The 16,158-nt window shown below is 68.9% G+C and carries 13 protein-coding genes; 7 read left to right on the plus strand and 6 right to left on the minus strand.

The features are described 5' to 3' along the window. Positions 1-759 (plus strand): SGNH/GDSL hydrolase family protein (locus ACE3O8_RS09325; RefSeq protein ID WP_374389066.1); only part of this gene is annotated, 759 nt, incomplete at its 5' end. Here the strand turns inward: ACE3O8_RS09325 and ACE3O8_RS09330 are convergent. After that, positions 728-2,149 carry a DASS family sodium-coupled anion symporter gene (locus ACE3O8_RS09330; RefSeq protein ID WP_374389068.1) on the minus strand — a complete coding sequence of 474 codons (1,422 nt, stop codon included), beginning with the start codon at positions 2,147-2,149 and terminating at the stop codon, positions 728-730. The genes ACE3O8_RS09325 and ACE3O8_RS09330 overlap by 32 nt on opposite strands. A gap of 181 nt (positions 2,150-2,330) precedes the next feature. Here ACE3O8_RS09330 and ACE3O8_RS09335 point away from each other — a divergent pair, with 181 nt between their 5' ends. Continuing rightward, complete coding sequence (locus ACE3O8_RS09335; RefSeq protein WP_374389070.1) at positions 2,331-4,919, plus strand: AMP-binding protein; 2,589 nt, start codon at positions 2,331-2,333, stop codon at positions 4,917-4,919. Between the two features lie 12 nt (positions 4,920-4,931). Here ACE3O8_RS09335 and ACE3O8_RS09340 read toward each other — a convergent pair whose 3' ends face one another. Next, positions 4,932-6,059 (minus strand): acyltransferase family protein, encoded by a 1,128-nt coding sequence (locus ACE3O8_RS09340; protein WP_374389072.1) that lies wholly within the window; start codon positions 6,057-6,059, stop codon positions 4,932-4,934. A gap of 61 nt (positions 6,060-6,120) precedes the next feature. Next, positions 6,121-7,242 carry an acyltransferase family protein gene (locus ACE3O8_RS09345; protein WP_374389074.1) on the minus strand — a complete coding sequence of 374 codons (1,122 nt, stop codon included), beginning with the start codon at positions 7,240-7,242 and terminating at the stop codon, positions 6,121-6,123. A 66-nt stretch (positions 7,243-7,308) separates the two neighbouring features. On the opposite strand from ACE3O8_RS09345, the gene ACE3O8_RS09350 reads away from it, so the two are divergent. After that, positions 7,309-8,295, plus strand: a complete 987-nt coding sequence (locus ACE3O8_RS09350) for an NAD-dependent epimerase/dehydratase family protein (RefSeq protein WP_374389076.1) — start codon at positions 7,309-7,311, stop codon at positions 8,293-8,295. A 21-nt stretch (positions 8,296-8,316) separates the two neighbouring features. Here the strand turns inward: ACE3O8_RS09350 and ACE3O8_RS09355 are convergent, their stop codons facing one another. Next, positions 8,317-9,294: an acyltransferase family protein gene (locus ACE3O8_RS09355; protein ID WP_374389078.1), complete on the minus strand. Its 978-nt coding sequence runs from the start codon at positions 9,292-9,294 to the stop codon at positions 8,317-8,319. 174 nt (positions 9,295-9,468) lie between these two features. Between ACE3O8_RS09355 and ACE3O8_RS09360 the strand changes: the two genes are divergently transcribed. The 4 genes from ACE3O8_RS09360 to ACE3O8_RS09375 all read left to right on the plus strand — a co-directional run bounded on the left by ACE3O8_RS09360 (position 9,469) and on the right by ACE3O8_RS09375 (position 14,050). Beyond that, positions 9,469-10,374: a glycosyltransferase family 2 protein gene (locus tag ACE3O8_RS09360; RefSeq protein WP_374389080.1), complete on the plus strand. Its 906-nt coding sequence runs from the start codon at positions 9,469-9,471 to the stop codon at positions 10,372-10,374. A 24-nt stretch (positions 10,375-10,398) separates the two neighbouring features. After that, entirely contained in the window at positions 10,399-11,643 is a 1,245-nt protein-coding gene (locus tag ACE3O8_RS09365; protein ID WP_374389082.1) for a NosD domain-containing protein, read from the plus strand. 95 nt (positions 11,644-11,738) lie between these two features. After that, on the plus strand, positions 11,739-13,214 hold the full coding sequence (locus ACE3O8_RS09370; RefSeq protein ID WP_374389084.1) for a lipopolysaccharide biosynthesis protein: 1,476 nt from the start codon (positions 11,739-11,741) through the stop codon (positions 13,212-13,214). After that, complete coding sequence (locus ACE3O8_RS09375; protein WP_374389086.1) at positions 13,211-14,050, plus strand: hypothetical protein; 840 nt, start codon at positions 13,211-13,213, stop codon at positions 14,048-14,050. Before ACE3O8_RS09370 ends, ACE3O8_RS09375 begins: the two co-directional genes overlap by 4 nt. An 18-nt stretch (positions 14,051-14,068) precedes the next feature. On the opposite strand, the gene ACE3O8_RS09380 is transcribed toward ACE3O8_RS09375, so the two are convergent. Together ACE3O8_RS09380 and ACE3O8_RS09385 are read right to left on the minus strand one after the other, a co-directional pair. After that, complete coding sequence (locus ACE3O8_RS09380) at positions 14,069-14,998, minus strand: polysaccharide pyruvyl transferase family protein (protein ID WP_374389088.1); 930 nt, start codon at positions 14,996-14,998, stop codon at positions 14,069-14,071. A 4-nt stretch (positions 14,999-15,002) separates the two neighbouring features. Beyond that, positions 15,003-16,158, minus strand: a 1,156-nt coding sequence (locus tag ACE3O8_RS09385) for an O-antigen ligase family protein (protein WP_374389090.1), incomplete at its 5' end; no start/stop codon positions are given.

Consider the following 16,158-nt stretch of genomic DNA (forward strand, 5'->3'; position numbering starts at 1 on the left):
CCATGCCGCCGCCGGAGGATCGATCTGCCACGCCCCGCAACCCTGTTCGCGCTCCTTGCCCTCGCCGCGCTCGCCGGCGCGCTGGGCGCGGGCTGGCAGTGGCGCGCGGAAAAGCTGGCGCTGCTCCGCCCTGCGCCCGGCCCGCTGGCGGCCCGCCCCGATCCGGGCGACGCGGTCGGCGGCGTCCTTCTTTACGGAGACAGCCGGGTCGCCCAGTGGCGGCCGCTGCCGGATCGGCCCTATCCCGTCACCCGCCACGGCCATTCCGGTGAAAGCGCCATCCGCCTCGCCGCCGGTTTCGAAGATGCGCTTGATCGCCACCGCCCCGAACGCGCGATCGTGCAGGCGGGCGTGAACGACGCCGTCGCTGCCAGCCTCGCCACCCCGCAGGATCGGGAACGCGCGCTGGCCGACAGCAAGGCCGCCTTCGCCCGGATGGCGGCCGCCGCGCAGGCGCGCGGCGTTGCCCTCATCCTGCTGAAGCCCATACCACCCATCCGCCCCGATCCCGCCCGCCGCCTGCTGTGGCGCGGCCATGTCGGGCCATTTCTGGATCAGCTCTCGGCCGCGCTGCCGGGCATCGCCGCCGCCCATGGCGCAACGGTCGCCGATCCGCTGCCCCTGCTCGGCGCGGACACCGCCTCGGTGCCGGATGCCTATCGGAAGGATTCGCTGCATCTCACGCCCGCCGCCTATGAACGGCTGGGCGCGATCTTCCCGCAAACCCTCAGCCCAGCAGCGCCGCCACCCCAAAGCTGACGCCCACCATCAGCAGGATGCCCAGCAGGTTCACGAAGAACCCCGCGCGCACCATCTGCCCGATCGAAACATGCCCGGTCGCGAACGCGATGGCATTGGGCGGCGTGCCGGATGGCATCATGAACCCCCAGGTCGCCGCAAAGGCCGACGCCATCACCAGCGGCAGCGGCGCGGTTCCCGTCTGCACCGCCACGGCGGCCACCACCGGCATGAAGGCGCTCGCCGCCGCCACATTGCTGGCGAACTCCGTCACCAGCACCACCAGCCCCACCACCAGCAACGCCAGCATCAGGGTCGGCAGCGCCTCCAGCGCCGACAGCTGCGCCCCGATCCAGGCCGCCAGCCCGGAATCGGTGATCGCGCCCGCCAGCGCCAGCCCGCCGCCGAACAGCAGCAGGATGTCCCACGGCAGCCGCGCCGTCGTCGCCTTCCAGTCCAGCAGCGCCCCATCCCGCTCGGCAGAGGGCACGATGAACAGCAGCAGGCTCACCGCCATCGCCACCATCCCGTCGTCCGGCGCGGGCAGCTTGAACGCCACCGCCAGCAGCGGCCACACCACCCAGCCCAGCAGCAGCAGCGCCAGCAACGGCAGCAGCCGCTTCTGATCGGGCGTCAGCGCCCCCTGCCGCCCCAGCAGCGTCACCAGCTCCTCCCGGTCCAGTCGCCCGCCCGGCACGCGGAACAGCGCGATCAGGATCAGCGCCGTCGCCGGAATCGCCAGCAGCACCAGCGGCACGCCAAAGGCCAGCCAGGTCAGGAAATCCACCTGCAAGCCCAGCGAGCGCTCCACGATGCCGGCCGAAATCGCGTTGGTCGGCGTGCCCACCAGCGTGCCCAGCCCGCCGATGTTGGCGGCATAGGCGACGCCCAGCACCATCGCCGTCACCAGCCCCGCCCCGCCAGAGGCCGGCCCGGCCAGCGCGCCCGCCACCGCCAGCGCCACCGGCATCATGATGAAGGCGGTCGCCGTGTTGGAAACCCCCATCGAAACCAGCGCAGTCGCCGCCATGAAGGCCACCACCAGCCCGCGCGGAGAGGCCGGCGCCCGCGCCACCACCGCCAGCGCCAGCCGCCGGTGCAGCTGGTGCGTCTCCACCGCCACGGCGATGATGGCGCCGCCCAGCACCAGGAAGATCACGGGGGACCAGTAAAGCCCGGCCACCCCGGCCGGCTTCATCACGCCCATCAGCGGCAGCAGGATGAAGGGCAGCACCGATGTCAGCGCCAAGGGCAGCGCGCCGGAAAGCCACAGCATGGCCATCACCGCCGCAAGCGCGGCGACCGCCCAGCCGTCCGCCGAAAGCCCGGCGGGCGCCGGCAGCATCCGCATCAGCCCGAACAGGGCCAGGGCCAGCGCCAGCACCGACAGGCGCACGCGATGGGCCGTCAAGCCAGGTCCCCGCGCGCGGCATCCGTCATCATGCGATCCTCCCCTTTTCCCCCGCCGCTAGCCGAACGCCCCCACCACCGCAATCCGCCCACCCCTTCCGGGCCTTTGCAGGCCCCACCCCTTCCGGGCCGTTGCGCCCCCCGGCCATGTCGGCCATGGTCGCATCCACAGTTGCGTAATTATGCTGTGGGGCAATCATCGCGTGATGCAGGAATCCTTCCCCGGTTGGGGCGCCCTGCTGCAGGGCCACGGAACCGCGCCCGCCCTTGTGGCGGACAGCGGCGAACAGCTGGACTACAGCCAGCTTCTCGCCCGCGCCTCCGACTTCGCCGCCGCCCTCGGCCCGGAACGCCGCCTCGTCCTGCTTGCGGTGCGCAACGATATTCCCAGCATCATCGCCTGGGTCGGCTGCCTGCTGGGCGGCCACCCCGCCATCCTGCTGCCCGCCGGCCAGGATCCGGACCGCATCCGCACCGCCTTCCGGCCGGACGCCGCCTGGTCGGCTGAGGACAGCCAGCTGCACCTCGCCCCCCCGGCAGGCGGCCTTCACCCCGATCTGGCGCTTCTCCTCTCCACCTCCGGCTCCACGGGCAGTCCCCGCCTCGTTCGCCTTTCCGCAGCCGCGGTCCACGCCAACGCCGACGCCATCGCCCGCACCCTCGGCCTCACGCCGGATGACCGCGCGATCACCACGCTGCCCTTCCACTACAGCTACGGCCTCTCCGTCCTCAATTCCCACCTCCTCGCCGGCGGCTCGCTCGCCGTCTGCGACCTGCCCGTCACCCACCCCCGCTTCGAAGCCTTCCTGCACGAGGCCCAGCCGACATCGCTCGCCGGCGTCCCGCTGCTTCACCGCCAGCTCGCCATGTCGGGCCTCGCCGCCCGGCTTCCGGCCTCGGTGAACACGCTCACCCAAGCCGGCGGTCGGATGCCGCCCGAAGAGGTGCTGGACATGATCGCCCTGGGCGACGCGCGCGGCTTCCGCTTCATCCCCATGTACGGCCAGACCGAGGCGACCGCCCGCATGGCCTGGCTGCCGCCCGATCTCGCCCGAACCGCCCCGGATTGCATCGGCCTGCCCATTCCCGGCGGCAGCTTCCGGCTGGTCCATCCGTCGGGCGCGCCCATCGAAACGCCCGGCACCGCGGGCGAACTTGTCTATTCCGGCCCCAACATCATGATGGGCTATGCCGAAACCCGCGCCGATCTCGCGCGCGGCGCAGAGCTTTCGGCGCTTCACACCGGCGACATCGCCGAACGCACCGAACAGGGCCTCTACCGCATCCTCGGCCGCCAGAGCCGCTTCGCCAAGATCGCGGGCCACCGCATCGGCTTCGATGATCTGGAGGCGCTGTTCCGCGCCGAAGGCGCGCCCGCCACCGTCACCGGAACAGACGGCCTGCTCGTTGCGCACCTCGGCCCCGACGGCCCAGCCGCAGCGGATGCGCAAGCCGCTTTGGCCGCCCGCATCTCGGCGCGGGCGCATGTGCCCGAATCCGTCCTCAACCTCCTCGGCGGCCCGCTTCCGCTCCTGCCCAGCGGCAAGCCCGATCTTCCCGCCATCCTCGCCAGCGGCAAGGCCGCCGCCGACCTGCGCGACCGGCAGCTGGCCTCCGGCGCGCACCCCATCCTCGCCGGCTACCGCCGCGCCTTCCGGCGGCAGGGCATCCAGCCGTCGGACAGCTTCCTGTCACTGGGCGGAGACAGTCTCGCCTATGTCGGCTGCGCGCTCGCGCTGGAACAGGCGCTGGGCGAAGTCCCCCACGGCTGGGAAGAAATGGCGATCGAACGGCTGGTCGCGCTCGATTCCGGCCGGTCCGGGCCTGCGCCGGGCCGGCTGAACGTCGAAAGCGATCTCATTGTCCGCTGCGTCGCACTTGTCGCCATCATCATCGGCCATGCCGCGCCGTCCGGCACCGGCTGGCTGCGCGGAGGGCTGGGGCTGCTCGTCCTGCTGGCCGGCTACAGCTTCGCCCGTTTCCAGCAATCGGCCTTCGAACAGGGGCGCTTCGCCCCCGCGCTCACCGGCACGGTCGAACGGCTGATCCTGCCCTATATGGCGGTGTTGCTGCCGATGCTGGCCGCCTCGCAGGTGCCGGCCAGCCTCCCCTGGTTCACCCTCACCAGCACCTTCTTCGTGCCCGATCCGGGGCCGCTGCGCTTCTTCTGGATCGTCGAAACCCTGTTCCACATCCTGTTGCTGATGGTGGCGCTGTTCGCGATCCCCGCCGTCCGCCGCGCGTCGCTTCTGAACCGCTTCCGCCTCGGCCTCGCGCTGCTCGCGGGCGCCGTCCTCCTCCGCGCGGCGCTCCTCCCCCTCCACAGCAATGACGGCACTTCCATCGACAAGACGCCAGACGCCTGGCTAGGTTTCTATGTCCTCGGCATGCTCGTCGCCGCCGCGTCGGGGCGGCGCCGGCGCCTCGTCGTGCTGCTGCTCGGCGTCGCCCTCGCGCTCTGGGATTTCGGGTTTCAGAACCCCCGCGCCTGGTGGCTGGCGGGCGGGCTGGCGCTGCTGCTGTGGCTGCCCTCCATCCCGCTGCCCCGGCTCGTCGCCCGCCCGCTGATGCAGATCACCGCGGCCGGCTATTTCATCTATCTGCTGCACGCGCCCTTCCTGCACCTGCTGCAATATCAGTTCGGCCTCCGCCGCGAGGAAACCGCCATGGCGCTGATCCTGTTGCCGGCCAGCATCCTGGGCGGCATCCTGTTCGAACGCCTCTGGTCGCTGGCGCTGCCGCATGTCCGGCGGGCGTTCGAACGGCGCTGAAGCCCGCCGCCGTCAGGCCGGCCCGGCCGCCTTCACCCGCTTCGCCGCCTTGCCGTTGAACAGCAGCGTCAGCAGCGCGCTGCGCGCGATCAGCCGCTCATGGATCAGGAACAGCAGCGGGAATCCAGCCGCCAGGATCACGGCAAAGGTCAGATAGGCATTGTCCGTGAAGGGCCGAAGCAGATTGGCGATGATGTAGATGATCAGGAAGTGGAAGATATAGAAGCTGTACACGCCATCCGTCAGCCGGCTCAGCATCGGCGTCCCCCGCGTCACCAGCCGCCGCGCCACCGCCATCAGTCCGCACACGATCAGGAAGATGAAACCCGCCCGCGCAATCCAATAGGTCACGCGCTCCAGCGTGCGCGGCAGTTCATCCTGGAACAGCGGATGCAGCAGATAGGCGCCGCCGAACAGCAGCAGCCCCGGCCAGAACAGCCGGTGCATCAGATCGAACAGGTCGCGGTGCCGGAACGCCAGCACGCCGACCGCGAAATAGGCGAAATAGTTCAGCGTCGCCATCGGCAGGAAGGCGTCCGGGCGGAAGAACAGCGGCGTCACCACCGCATCGTTCAACCCGCGCATCAGCGTCACCGTCACCCCGAACAGCAGCGTCAGCAGCAGCAGCCCGGCGCCGCCGCGCAGCCCCGTCAGCCAGCGAACGAAGCGCGTCGCAGGCCCGCTCCCGGCCAGCGCCGCCAGCGCGGGCGTCAGCAGCGCATAAAGGAACAGCGAGATCAGGAACCACAGGTGCAGGTGCCACACCATCGGCCCCGGCAGCGGCAGCCGCCACCCCCCGTTCAGGAAGAAGTTCGAAAAGCTCTCGCCCCCGCCATGATAGCGCTGGATCAGCCACAGCGTCAGCGGGTTCAGCAGCACCAGCCCGGATGCCAGCGGAATCAGGATCAGCCGCCCCCGGTTCGCCAGAAAGGCCTGCACCCCGCTGCGCAGGAACACCATGGTGGTGAAGAAACCTGACACCAGGAAGAAGGTCGCCATCCGGAAATGGTCCGAAACCTCCGCGATCAGCGTGAACAGCAGGTTGTCGCCCACCGTCGCCCCATGCACCGCCAGCCCCACCAGCATGCAGAAGCAGCGCAGCGCATCCATGTGGTGCAGGCGTTGGGCGTTTCCGGTCACGATGCCCCGCCTAGCCCAGCGGCCCCGCATCCTCCACCGCTTTCTCGCCCCGGCATGCCGGTCAGGCCGGAACGGCCCGCCGCACGATCTTGCCGTTGAACAGCAGCATCAGCAGCGGGCTGCGCGCGATGATCTTCTCATGGATCGCGACAAGGATGGGAAAGCCGGCCAGCAGGATCGCCGCGAAGATCAGGTACAGATTGTCCGTCAGGTTCAGCATCAGGTTGGCGATGATGTAGATGATCAGGAAGTGGAACATGTAGAAGCTGTACACCAGCTCGGTCAGCCGGCTCAGCCAGGGGCTCCCCTTCGTCACCAGCCGTCGCGCCACCGCCATCAGTCCGCACACGATCAGGAAGATGAAGCCGGATCGCAGCAGCCAGTAACTCGCCCGCTCCAGCGCATGGGGCAGTGCCCCGGCCCACTGGCCATGCAGCACATAGGCGGCCCCCACCAGCAGCAGCCCCGGCCAGAACAGCCGGTGCATCGTTTCGAACAGATCGCGATGCCGGAAGCCGATGGCGCCCGCCGCGAAGAAGGCGAAATTGGTCATCGTCGCGCGCACCAGGAAATGCATCGGCTCCGGCAGGCGCGGCACCAGCAGCTGGTCGGAAACCGCCCGCATCACCGTCACGCACAGCGCCACCGCCCCCGTCATCAGCACCAGCCGCAGCCAGCCGGGCACCCGCATCAGCATCCCGGCCAGCGCCACGCCCGGCCGGGCGCCCGCCAGCGCCAGCAGCATCGGGCTCAGCAGCGCATAGACGAACAGCGTCGCCAGGAACCACAGGTGCAAAAGGTTCAGCCCCCAGAAGTCCGAGGGCGAGATCGGCAGCCGCCAAACGCCGTTCACATAGCCGGTCGCCTGCGGATCCCCCAGGTGGAACAGCCGGATCAGCCACAGGGTCGGCGGGTTCAGCAAAAGGGTGCCGATCAGCATCGGCAGCAGCAGCAGCCGCGCCCGGTTGCGGATGAAATCGCCCGCGCCCCCGCGCGAAAGCACCATCGCGGAAAAAAATCCGGACACCAGGAAGAAGGTCGCCATCCGGAAATGGTCGGACGCATCCTTGATCGCGATGAAGAACGGCCCGTTGCCGATCGTCGCCCCGTGCAGCGCCAGCCCGAACAGCATGCAGAAGCAGCGCAACGCGTCCAGGTGATAGATCCGCTGCTGCCCGCCCATGGAAACAAAGGATAGGTCAGCCGCCGCGCTTGCTCAAGCCGCCAATGTCCGCCATCCACGCCACGAATGGTTACCCTCGTCACAGGCGCCGCCGGCTTCATCGGTTCGGCCGTCAGCCGCGCCCTCCTCGCGCGCGGCGAATCCGTCATCGGGCTGGATTGCTTCGTCCCCTATTACCGCCTCGATCTGAAGGAGGCCCGCGCCGCCTCGCTCGAAGGCCCCGGCTTCACCCTGCTGCGGCAGGATTTCGCCGACGCCCCGGGGCTGGAGGCCGCGCTCGCCCCCCACCGGATCGACCGCATCATCCACCTCGGCGCCCAGCCCGGCGTGCGCTGGTCCATCGATCACCCGCTCGATTACGGCCGGTCCAACCTCACCGGCCATCTCGCCATGCTGGAACTGGCCCGCCACCGGCAGGTGCCGATGGTCTATGCCTCCTCCTCGTCCGTCTATGGCGCCAACACCCGGCTGCCCTTCGCGGTGGAGGACCGGGCCGATCAGCCCATCTCGCTCTATGCCGCCACCAAGAAGGCGAACGAGCTGATGAGCGAAACCTACGCCCATCTCTATCGCCTCCCGCTCACGGGCCTGCGCTTCTTCACCGTCTATGGCCCCTGGGGCCGGCCCGACATGGCCGTGTGGAAATTCACCGAGGCCTGCCTCAGGGGCGAAGCCGTTCCCTACAACAACGGCGGGCGGATGCGGCGCGATTTCACCTATATCGACGATATCGTGGCCGGCGTCCTCGCCTGCGCAGACCGCCCCCCGGCGGACGATGCTGCGCCGAAGCCGGGCGGCAGTGTCTCTCCCCACGCGATCTACAACATCGGCAACCACCGCTCGGAGGATCTTGCCCGCCTCGTCGCGGTCATCGAGCAGGCCTGCGGCAAGCCGCTCCGGCTCGATCCGCAGCCGATGCAGCCCGGCGACGTGCCCGATACCTATGCCGACATCTCGGCCATCGCGAAGGATCATGGGTTCGCCCCCACGACCCCGATCGACGTCGGCGTGCCGAACTTCGTCAACTGGTACCGGGGCTGGACCGGGGTCTGACCGCTCAGGGGGCCTGACCCCTCAGGCGGCCCCCGCCCGCCGCGCCTGCAACCGCCGCCGCCGCCACGCCTCGATCGGCCGGTCGATCCACAGGTTCACCGCCACCGTCAACGCCAGCGAAACCGCAAGCGCCACGATCTTCATCAGGCCGGTGTCGCCCATCAGCTGGGTCAGCCCCCAGATCAGCGGGAAGTGCAGCAGATAGAAGGGGTAGGACAGGTCGCCCAGCCAGCGATCCCCCGGCCCCGAAGGCTGATGCACATTCCAGGCGACGAACGGCACCGCCAGCACCGCCACCAGCAACGTGGCCAGGCTGAAATGGTCGATCCCCAGCGCCATCAGCGCCTCGACATCCGGCGGCGCCAGCCGCGCATACAGGCCCAGCGCCACCAGGAAGGCCCCCAGCGACAGCATCGCCGGCCCGCGCCGCGGGGCCCACTGGCTCCGCTCCATCCAGATGCCGGTCGCGAACGCCGGCGCGAAGATCAGCGCCGTCAGCCAGCCCGCCCGCCCCAGCCAGATGCCCGCCAGCAGGGCCAGGATCGCGCCCAGCGCCAGCGCCAGCCGCCAACGCCGCCCGGCCGCCGCCAGCCCCGCCATCACCAGCGGCAGCAGCAGGTAGAACTGCAACTCGATGTCCAGCGACCACACCGTGCCCACCACATCGTCCCCGCGCGACGCGATCCCCAGGAAGAAGATGGTGGAGGCAAGGTTGCCCATCGGATAGCCGCGCACGGCCATCTGGATTCCCCAGGCCATCAGCGCCGCCACGATCACCAGCGGCCACAGGCGCAGCACCCGCCCCGCCAGATACTGGCCGACGCCGTCATATTTGCCCTGCAGATAGATGCGCGAAACCCAGTATCCGCTCAGCATCAGGAACAGCACCACGGCCGCAGTCCCGATCTTCCACACGCTCACATGGCTCACGAACACCATCAGCGCCAGGATCAGGCGGACGGCGCCGGGGCCCAGTGCAAGCCGAGGCGCTGAACTCATGGATAATCCCCCCGGCCTGTCCTTGGACATCCCATCCATGCCGCCTCGCAACCGCCCGATCAAGGCGCAGCCGCCCCCGATTCAACAATCTGTATCAACACCCCGTCGCGCCGGGCATGACAGGCGCGGCGCTGTCGCCTATCACCGTCAGCCGGCAGCAGGGGCAGCAAGGGCATGGCAGCAGCAGCGTCGATTTCCGTCGTGATCCCGGCCTATAACCGGGAAGCCACGATCGAAACCGCGATCCTGAGCGTGCTGGGACAGACGGTTCCGCCCCTCGAAGTGATCGTCGTCGACGACGGCTCGGCCGATGCCACCGCTGCCCGCGTCGAAGCGATGGCGGATCCGCGCATCCGCCTCGTCCGCCAGCCCAACGGCGGCATTTCGGCCGCCCGCAACAGCGGCATCCGCGAAGCCAGGGGCGATTGGGTCGCCTTCCAGGATTCAGACGACGAATGGCTGCCGCGCAAGCTCGAACGCCAGCTCGCCACCCTTGCCGCCGCCACGGAAGATCCCGTCGCCCTCTATTGCGGCCTCCTCATCACCGGCACGCCAGATGATCCCGCCGCAGGCCCCGGCGGCCGGCTGAAGATCGCTTACCACCCCGATCCCGCCGTCCGCGCCGTTTCGGGCCACATCCTCCCCACCCTGATGGCGACAAACCCGATCAGCACGCAGACGCTGATTGCCCGGCGATCCATCCTGCACGAGGTCGGCCTGTTCGACACCGGGCTCAAATCCCTCGTCGACTGGGACATCGCCATCCGCCTCGCCGCGCGCGGCGCAATCGCCTTCACCGACGAACCGCTGGTGATCCAGCGCTTTACGGCCAACAGCATCACCCGCGATCGCGCCAAGCGCATCGACAGCTGGATCGCCGTCCTCGAAAAGCACCGCCCCCTGTTCCAGGCGCACCCGCAGGCGCTGCTCACCCATCTGCACCGCATCGCCGGCAACCTCCGGCAGATGGGCCAGCACAGGCGCGCCGCGCCCTATTTCCGCGAAGCCGTGTCGCTCGATCCCTTCGGCCCCCGCACCCGCCTGCTGTCGCTCCTCAATGCGCTCGGCATCCAGCGCTAGGCCGCATCCATGAAAGGAGTCCCCGTGCCCGGATCCGCCACCCGCCTCGCCCTCGCCGTCGCACTGTCCTTCGCCGCCGGCTGCACCGCCGCCGCCGCCCGCACCTACAATGTGGCAACGGATGCCCAGCTCGCCAGCGCCGTCGCCGCGGCGAAAGGCGGGGACAGGATCGTCCTTACCCCCGGCAGCTACCAGGCGCTGCGCATCACCGGCCGCAAGCTGGCGGGCGAGCCCGCCGTCCTCTCCGGCAAGGGCGCGGTGATCGCCTTCGTGCAGGTCATGGGCTCGGCCGGCTGGGCGCTCGAGGGGCTGGAAATCGGCGGCGGCTTCGATGAACGCGGCCGAGTCCTCCGCATCGAGAACAGCGGCAACATCCGCGTCAGCGACAGCCTGATCCGCGGCCAGGTGATGAACAACGATGCCTGGGACGACGGCGGCATCGGCATCGGCCTGCGCAACGCCGACAAGGTGGATATCCGCAACAACCGCTTCCGCGAGGTGAAGGTGGCGATCTCGGCGGGCAGCAGCCGCGACATCCGCGTCACCGGCAACAGCTTCGCCTACATCCGCGAAGGTATGAACTGGGTCGCGGTGGATGGCGGCGTCATCCGCTGCAACCGCTTTTCCCACTTCCAGCCCAACTACGCGAAAAAGGAACATCCGGATGCCCTGCAATTCTGGCAGAACAACGACGGGTCCGCGAACAACACTTTGATCGAAGGCAATTTCTTCAGCCTCGGCGGCCCGCGCGCCGTCCATGGCATCTTCGGCGGCGGCACCCAGTCCGCCGAAAAGGATCCGAAGTTCCGCATGCGGAACACCACCATCCGCGACAACATCTACTATGGTTCGGCGCTGCACGGCATCTCGCTCGGCGGCGCGGAAAACACCGTGGTCGAACGCAACACCGTGATCGGGTCGGATCACACCGAAACCCTGCCCGCCCCCGTCCGTTCGGCGGACGGCCGCGATTCCGCGGCCCTCGTCCCCAAGATCCGCATCGTCGGCACCAATTCCAGCGGCCGCATCGTCGGCAACATCGCCTCCTCCTTCACCATCCCGCCAGAACTGCCGATCGAAGCCGGCAACAACCTCACGGCGCAGGTGCGCGGCGGCAAGGGCGTGCCGCTGAAGAAGATCTTCCTGAACCCGCCCACGGGCCCCAACCCCCCGCCGGAAGCCTTCCTCGTCAACCCCGCCTCGCCCGCCGGAAAGGCCGGGCAGGGCGCCCGCCTCGTCTGCGGCGCAGAGCTTCCCCCCGCCCCTTAAGCATGGTTTCGCTTGAGCCCCGCCCGGAAGGCCGTCATGTAGGCCATATCGCAGGTGCAGCAAAAGCGGGGCAAAGCAACCGGGATCAGATGAACATGGCATCCCCCCCTCTCTCGCCGGGCCCGCAAAAGCCGGGCCTCGCGCGCGCCGCCCTGATGGGGTCGGGGGCCGCCGCGCTGTCGCGGGGGCTGCGGGCGCTCATCGGCATCGGCACCATCAGCCTGCTGTCCCGCTTCCTCGGGCCCGCCGAATTCGGCCTCTTCGCGCTGATCTTCTTCCTCATCAACTTCATCCAGGTGTTCGCCGATTTCGGCCTCCGCGTCGCACTGGTGCAGCGCAAGGACGTCAGCGACATCGAGCTCGACAGCGTCTTCTGGGCCTCCGTCGCGCTGGGGATCGCAGCCGCGCTCCTCGTCTTTGCCCTCGCGAACCCGATCGCCGGCCTTTTCGACGAGCCGAAGCTCGCGCCCTATGTGCAGGCGATCGCCCCGCTCTTCCTGCTGATCGCGGCACAGGGCGTCCCCAACTCCATCCTCGAGCGGGAGTTCAAGTTCCAGCGCCTCGCCTCGGCGGAACTGATGGCGGGCCTCGTCGGCGCCGTCGTCGCGGTCGCGCTGGCGGCCGCCGGCGCCTCGGTATTCGCGCTGCTCGCCCAGCAATATGCCATCACCTTCGTGATCTTCGCCGTCTATTTCGCCTCCGCGAAATGGCGCCCCCGCCTCGCCTTCTCATGGGACGCGCTGAAACCGCTCATCGGCTACGGCAGCTATGTCACGCTGGCCGGTGCCGTCGGCATCGTCTCCGGCTACGCAGACAGGCCGATCGTCGGGAAGAAGCTGTCCGCCGCCGATCTCGGCTATCTCACGCTCGCGCAGCAGATCCTGATCTCGCCGCAGCGCACCATCACGCAGGCGATCCGCCGCACCACCTTCCCGATCATGTCGTCGATCCAGTCCGAACCGGAACGCGTCGCCGGCGGCTATCTCACCACGCTTCACGCCACCTTCCTGGTGATGGCCCCGGTCACCTTCGGCATCTGGGCGCTCGCCACCCCCATCGTCCGCATCCTGCTGGGCGAGGGCTGGTCCATGGTGGCGCAGGTGCTGGGCGTCCTGTCGGTCGTCGCGCTCATCGGCACCATCAGCGAGCTGAACGCCGCCCTCTATTCCGCCCATGGCAAGGCCAGCTTCCAGTTCCGGTGGAGCCTGTTCTGCGCGGTGATCAACATCGGTTTCCTCTGGTTCGCCGCCAGCCACGGCCTGATGGCGGCCGTATGGGCCAAGGCCGCGGCGGTCTGCATCCAGATTCCGCTCAACTGCTGGTTCCTCAGCCGGCTGCTCGGTCTCGGCTATGCCCGCATTCCCGCCGCCATCTGGCGCCCGGCGCTCGCCGCCGCCCTCATGGGCCTGGCCGTCGCCACGCTGGATGGCTGGCTGGAACTTCGGGGCCTCAACAGCCTCGTGCGCCTGTTCGCGGGCATCCCCGCCGGCGTCCTCGTCTATGCCGGCCTCATCGCCCTCCTCGACCGGCGCGACAGCCTCTCCCTCCTGCAACGGGTCCGCCGCCGATGAAGCCGAAACCCATCGGAACCGACTGCAGGGCCCCGGTGGCGCTCACCTTCGTGATTCCCGTCCGTCATCCGGACAACGCCGCCAGCTGGCGCGACCTTCAGGAGAATATCGCGCAGACCTTCGCCTCCGTCGCGGGGCAGCTGCACCCGTCGTGGCGCGGCTATGTCGCCGTGCAGGAAGGGGCGGACCTGCCCCCGCTGCCGCCCGGCATCCATGATGTCCGCGTCCGTTTCCCCCCGAACCCGAACTATTCGCCAGACGGGCAGAGCCGCAGCCACTTCCACGAAGCCGTCCGCTTCGACAAGGGCCGCCGCGTCCTCGCCGCCCTGCTCGCCGCCGGGCCCACCAGCCATGTGATGGTGGTGGACGATGATGATTTCGTCAGCAACCGCCTTGCCGGCACCGTGGCCGAAGCCGCGCCCGACACCGCCTTCCGCTTCGACGAGGGCTTCGTCTGGACACCCGGCAGCCGCATGCTGATGACGAACCATGATTTCAGCAACCTGTGCGGCACATCGGCCATCCTGCCCATCGCCGCGCTCGACCTGCCGTCTTCGGTGGAATCCGCCTCGCCCGAATATGTGAAGACGATGATGGGCAGCCATGTGCAGGTGAAGGCCGCGCTGGAACAGCAGGGGCAGGTCTTCACCCCGCTTCCCTATCCCGGCGCCGTCTATCGCGTCGGCCATGCCAACGCCCACAGCCGCTCGCAGAACATGCTCCGCGCCCATCTCGCGAACGGCGGCATGATCCGCAACCCGCGCCGGGCGCTTCGCAACATCCAGCTGCTGCGCCGCTATGGAAAACTGGAACGCGCGGAATTCGGCCTACCTTAGGCCCCGCGCCCGACAACGCTAAACGGCGGCGTTTTCCGCCATTTCCGCTGAAATCCCGGCCAGCCGCGCCTGCAGCCGCGTCTGCGCATCCGCCAGCCGCGCCCGGTCGCTCAGCTGCCCCGGCCGTGCCGCCAGCGCCCGGATCTTCGGCTCGACAGACAGACGCTCCAGCGCCAGCCGCAGCCGCCCCTTCCAGCTCGTTCCCGGCCGCCCTGCCGTGCCGCGCCCGCCATCGCCGCCCCCGCCAGAGGCCGCCACGCGCTTCGGCGCCGGCTTCAACCGCCGGATCAGCGGCTCCAGCGCAGAGGCGAGCGGGTGGATGGTCACCGCCACCCCCAGGCTTTCGCCCCAGTCGGCCCATTTCCAGCCGTTGAACTGCGCGTTGATCGACACTGCGTGCCAGGGCACGCCGAAGGCATCGGCCAGGATCGCGCCATGCATGCTTTCCGTCACCACCAGCTTCGCGCCCGCGATCCGGCGGATCACCGCCTTCGCCTCGCCGCAGGGCGACAGATAGGACAGCCCCGCCCGTGCGCACAACGCCGGCCAGTCCTGCCGGTGAACAGAGCGGTGATGCGGGATGAACAGGATTTCCCCATGCCGCCCGATGTCCGCGAAATCGGGCAGCAGCGGGATCAGCGCCGCCGGGTCCAGGATGCCCAGCTCCGGCTCGATCTCCAGCGCGGCCGCCGATCGCGGCCCGCGAACGCTCACGAACCGGCACTCCGCCAGCAGGCCGGGCGACGGCAGTTCGCCATAGCCCACGCCCGATCCCATCACCATCTTGGGCGCGCCTGCGGGCATCTTGTCGTTGATCAGCGTTCCCACGCCCACCAGCCAGGTGTCGGGCCAGGCCGCCCGCCAGCCGGGCAGCAGCGCATCCCACAGCCAATGGTTCAGATCGTCCCCGAAATTGCCTTCGGGATCGTGGAAATGGTGCAGACGCACGGCGTCAGGCGGGGCGACTGCGCGGCAGCAGTTGCGACAGGCGCACAGGCTTCACCGGCGCTGCCTGCGCAGCAGTCCGCAGCTGGTGCTGGCGGAAGGCATAGATGCCGCCCACGATGATCATCAGCAGCGGCAGGTTGCCGGCAAAGCTGATGGTGTAGGTCGTCAGGATGAACCCGCCCACGGCCACGGCCGCCGGCCCCATCAGCTTCGTCGTCTGGTCGGTGGCGGTCAGGTACATCCGCACCCCGTAATAAACGGTCACCAGCATGAACAGCATGAAGGCGCCGAAGGCGATCACGCCGAAGTCCAGCATGAAGTTCAGCCACAGGCTGTCGATGATATAGCGGTCGCCGGCCATCCGGCCCGCCAGCGGCCCGGAATTGCCGCCGCCATAGCCGAAGGGGTTCGCCTTCAGCGCGGCCGTTCCCTTGATCCACTGCATGTCGCGGCCAAGGTCGCTCGACCGGGTCTGCGCGCCCCCGATGGTCATGGTCTGCAGGCGGGGGCTCAGCGCCACCAGCACGCCGAAGGCCATCATCCCCACAGGGGCCGCCAGGAAGATCCCCGGCGCCACCATGTCGCCCTTGTTCGTGGGGTTCAGGAACCGGCGAAGGGCATACAGCCCCACCATCCCCGCGCACACCAGGATGAAGCCGGACATGCCCGTGCGCGTGTTGGTCATCCAGATGATCAGCAGCGTGAAGGCCAGCAGGGCCCACGCCCAGAAGCGCTGCCACCCGCTCGATTCGATCGCCCGGTGCAGGATGAAGGGCGTCACCAGCAGGATATATTGCGCGAAATAGAGGTGCACCGCGAACACGCCGCGCGCCCGATAGCGGTTGTCGCCGATCCGCACCTGCTCCTGCATGATCGCATGATAGAGCGGCCCGTCGATCTTCATGAACGAAGGGATGTAGCCGAACCAGATCGGCTTGCGCTGGATATATTCGAAGATGGTCAGCACGAAGATGAAGGCCGTCGCCCAGATCAGCGCCTTCACGAAGCGCGGAAAGGCCTCCTGCTCGCGGAACACCAGGCACGCCACCAGGAACGGCATGTTCCACAGCAGGAACCATTCCACCAGCATCACGAAAGATGCGCTCGGCGTGCGGGAAATCAGGCAGGTCGCGAAGGCCGTCGCCCAGAAGATGCCCAGG

It is taken from the genome of Sandaracinobacter sp., from assembly GCF_041909755.1.
GTDB lineage: Bacteria > Pseudomonadota > Alphaproteobacteria > Sphingomonadales > Sphingomonadaceae > Sandaracinobacteroides.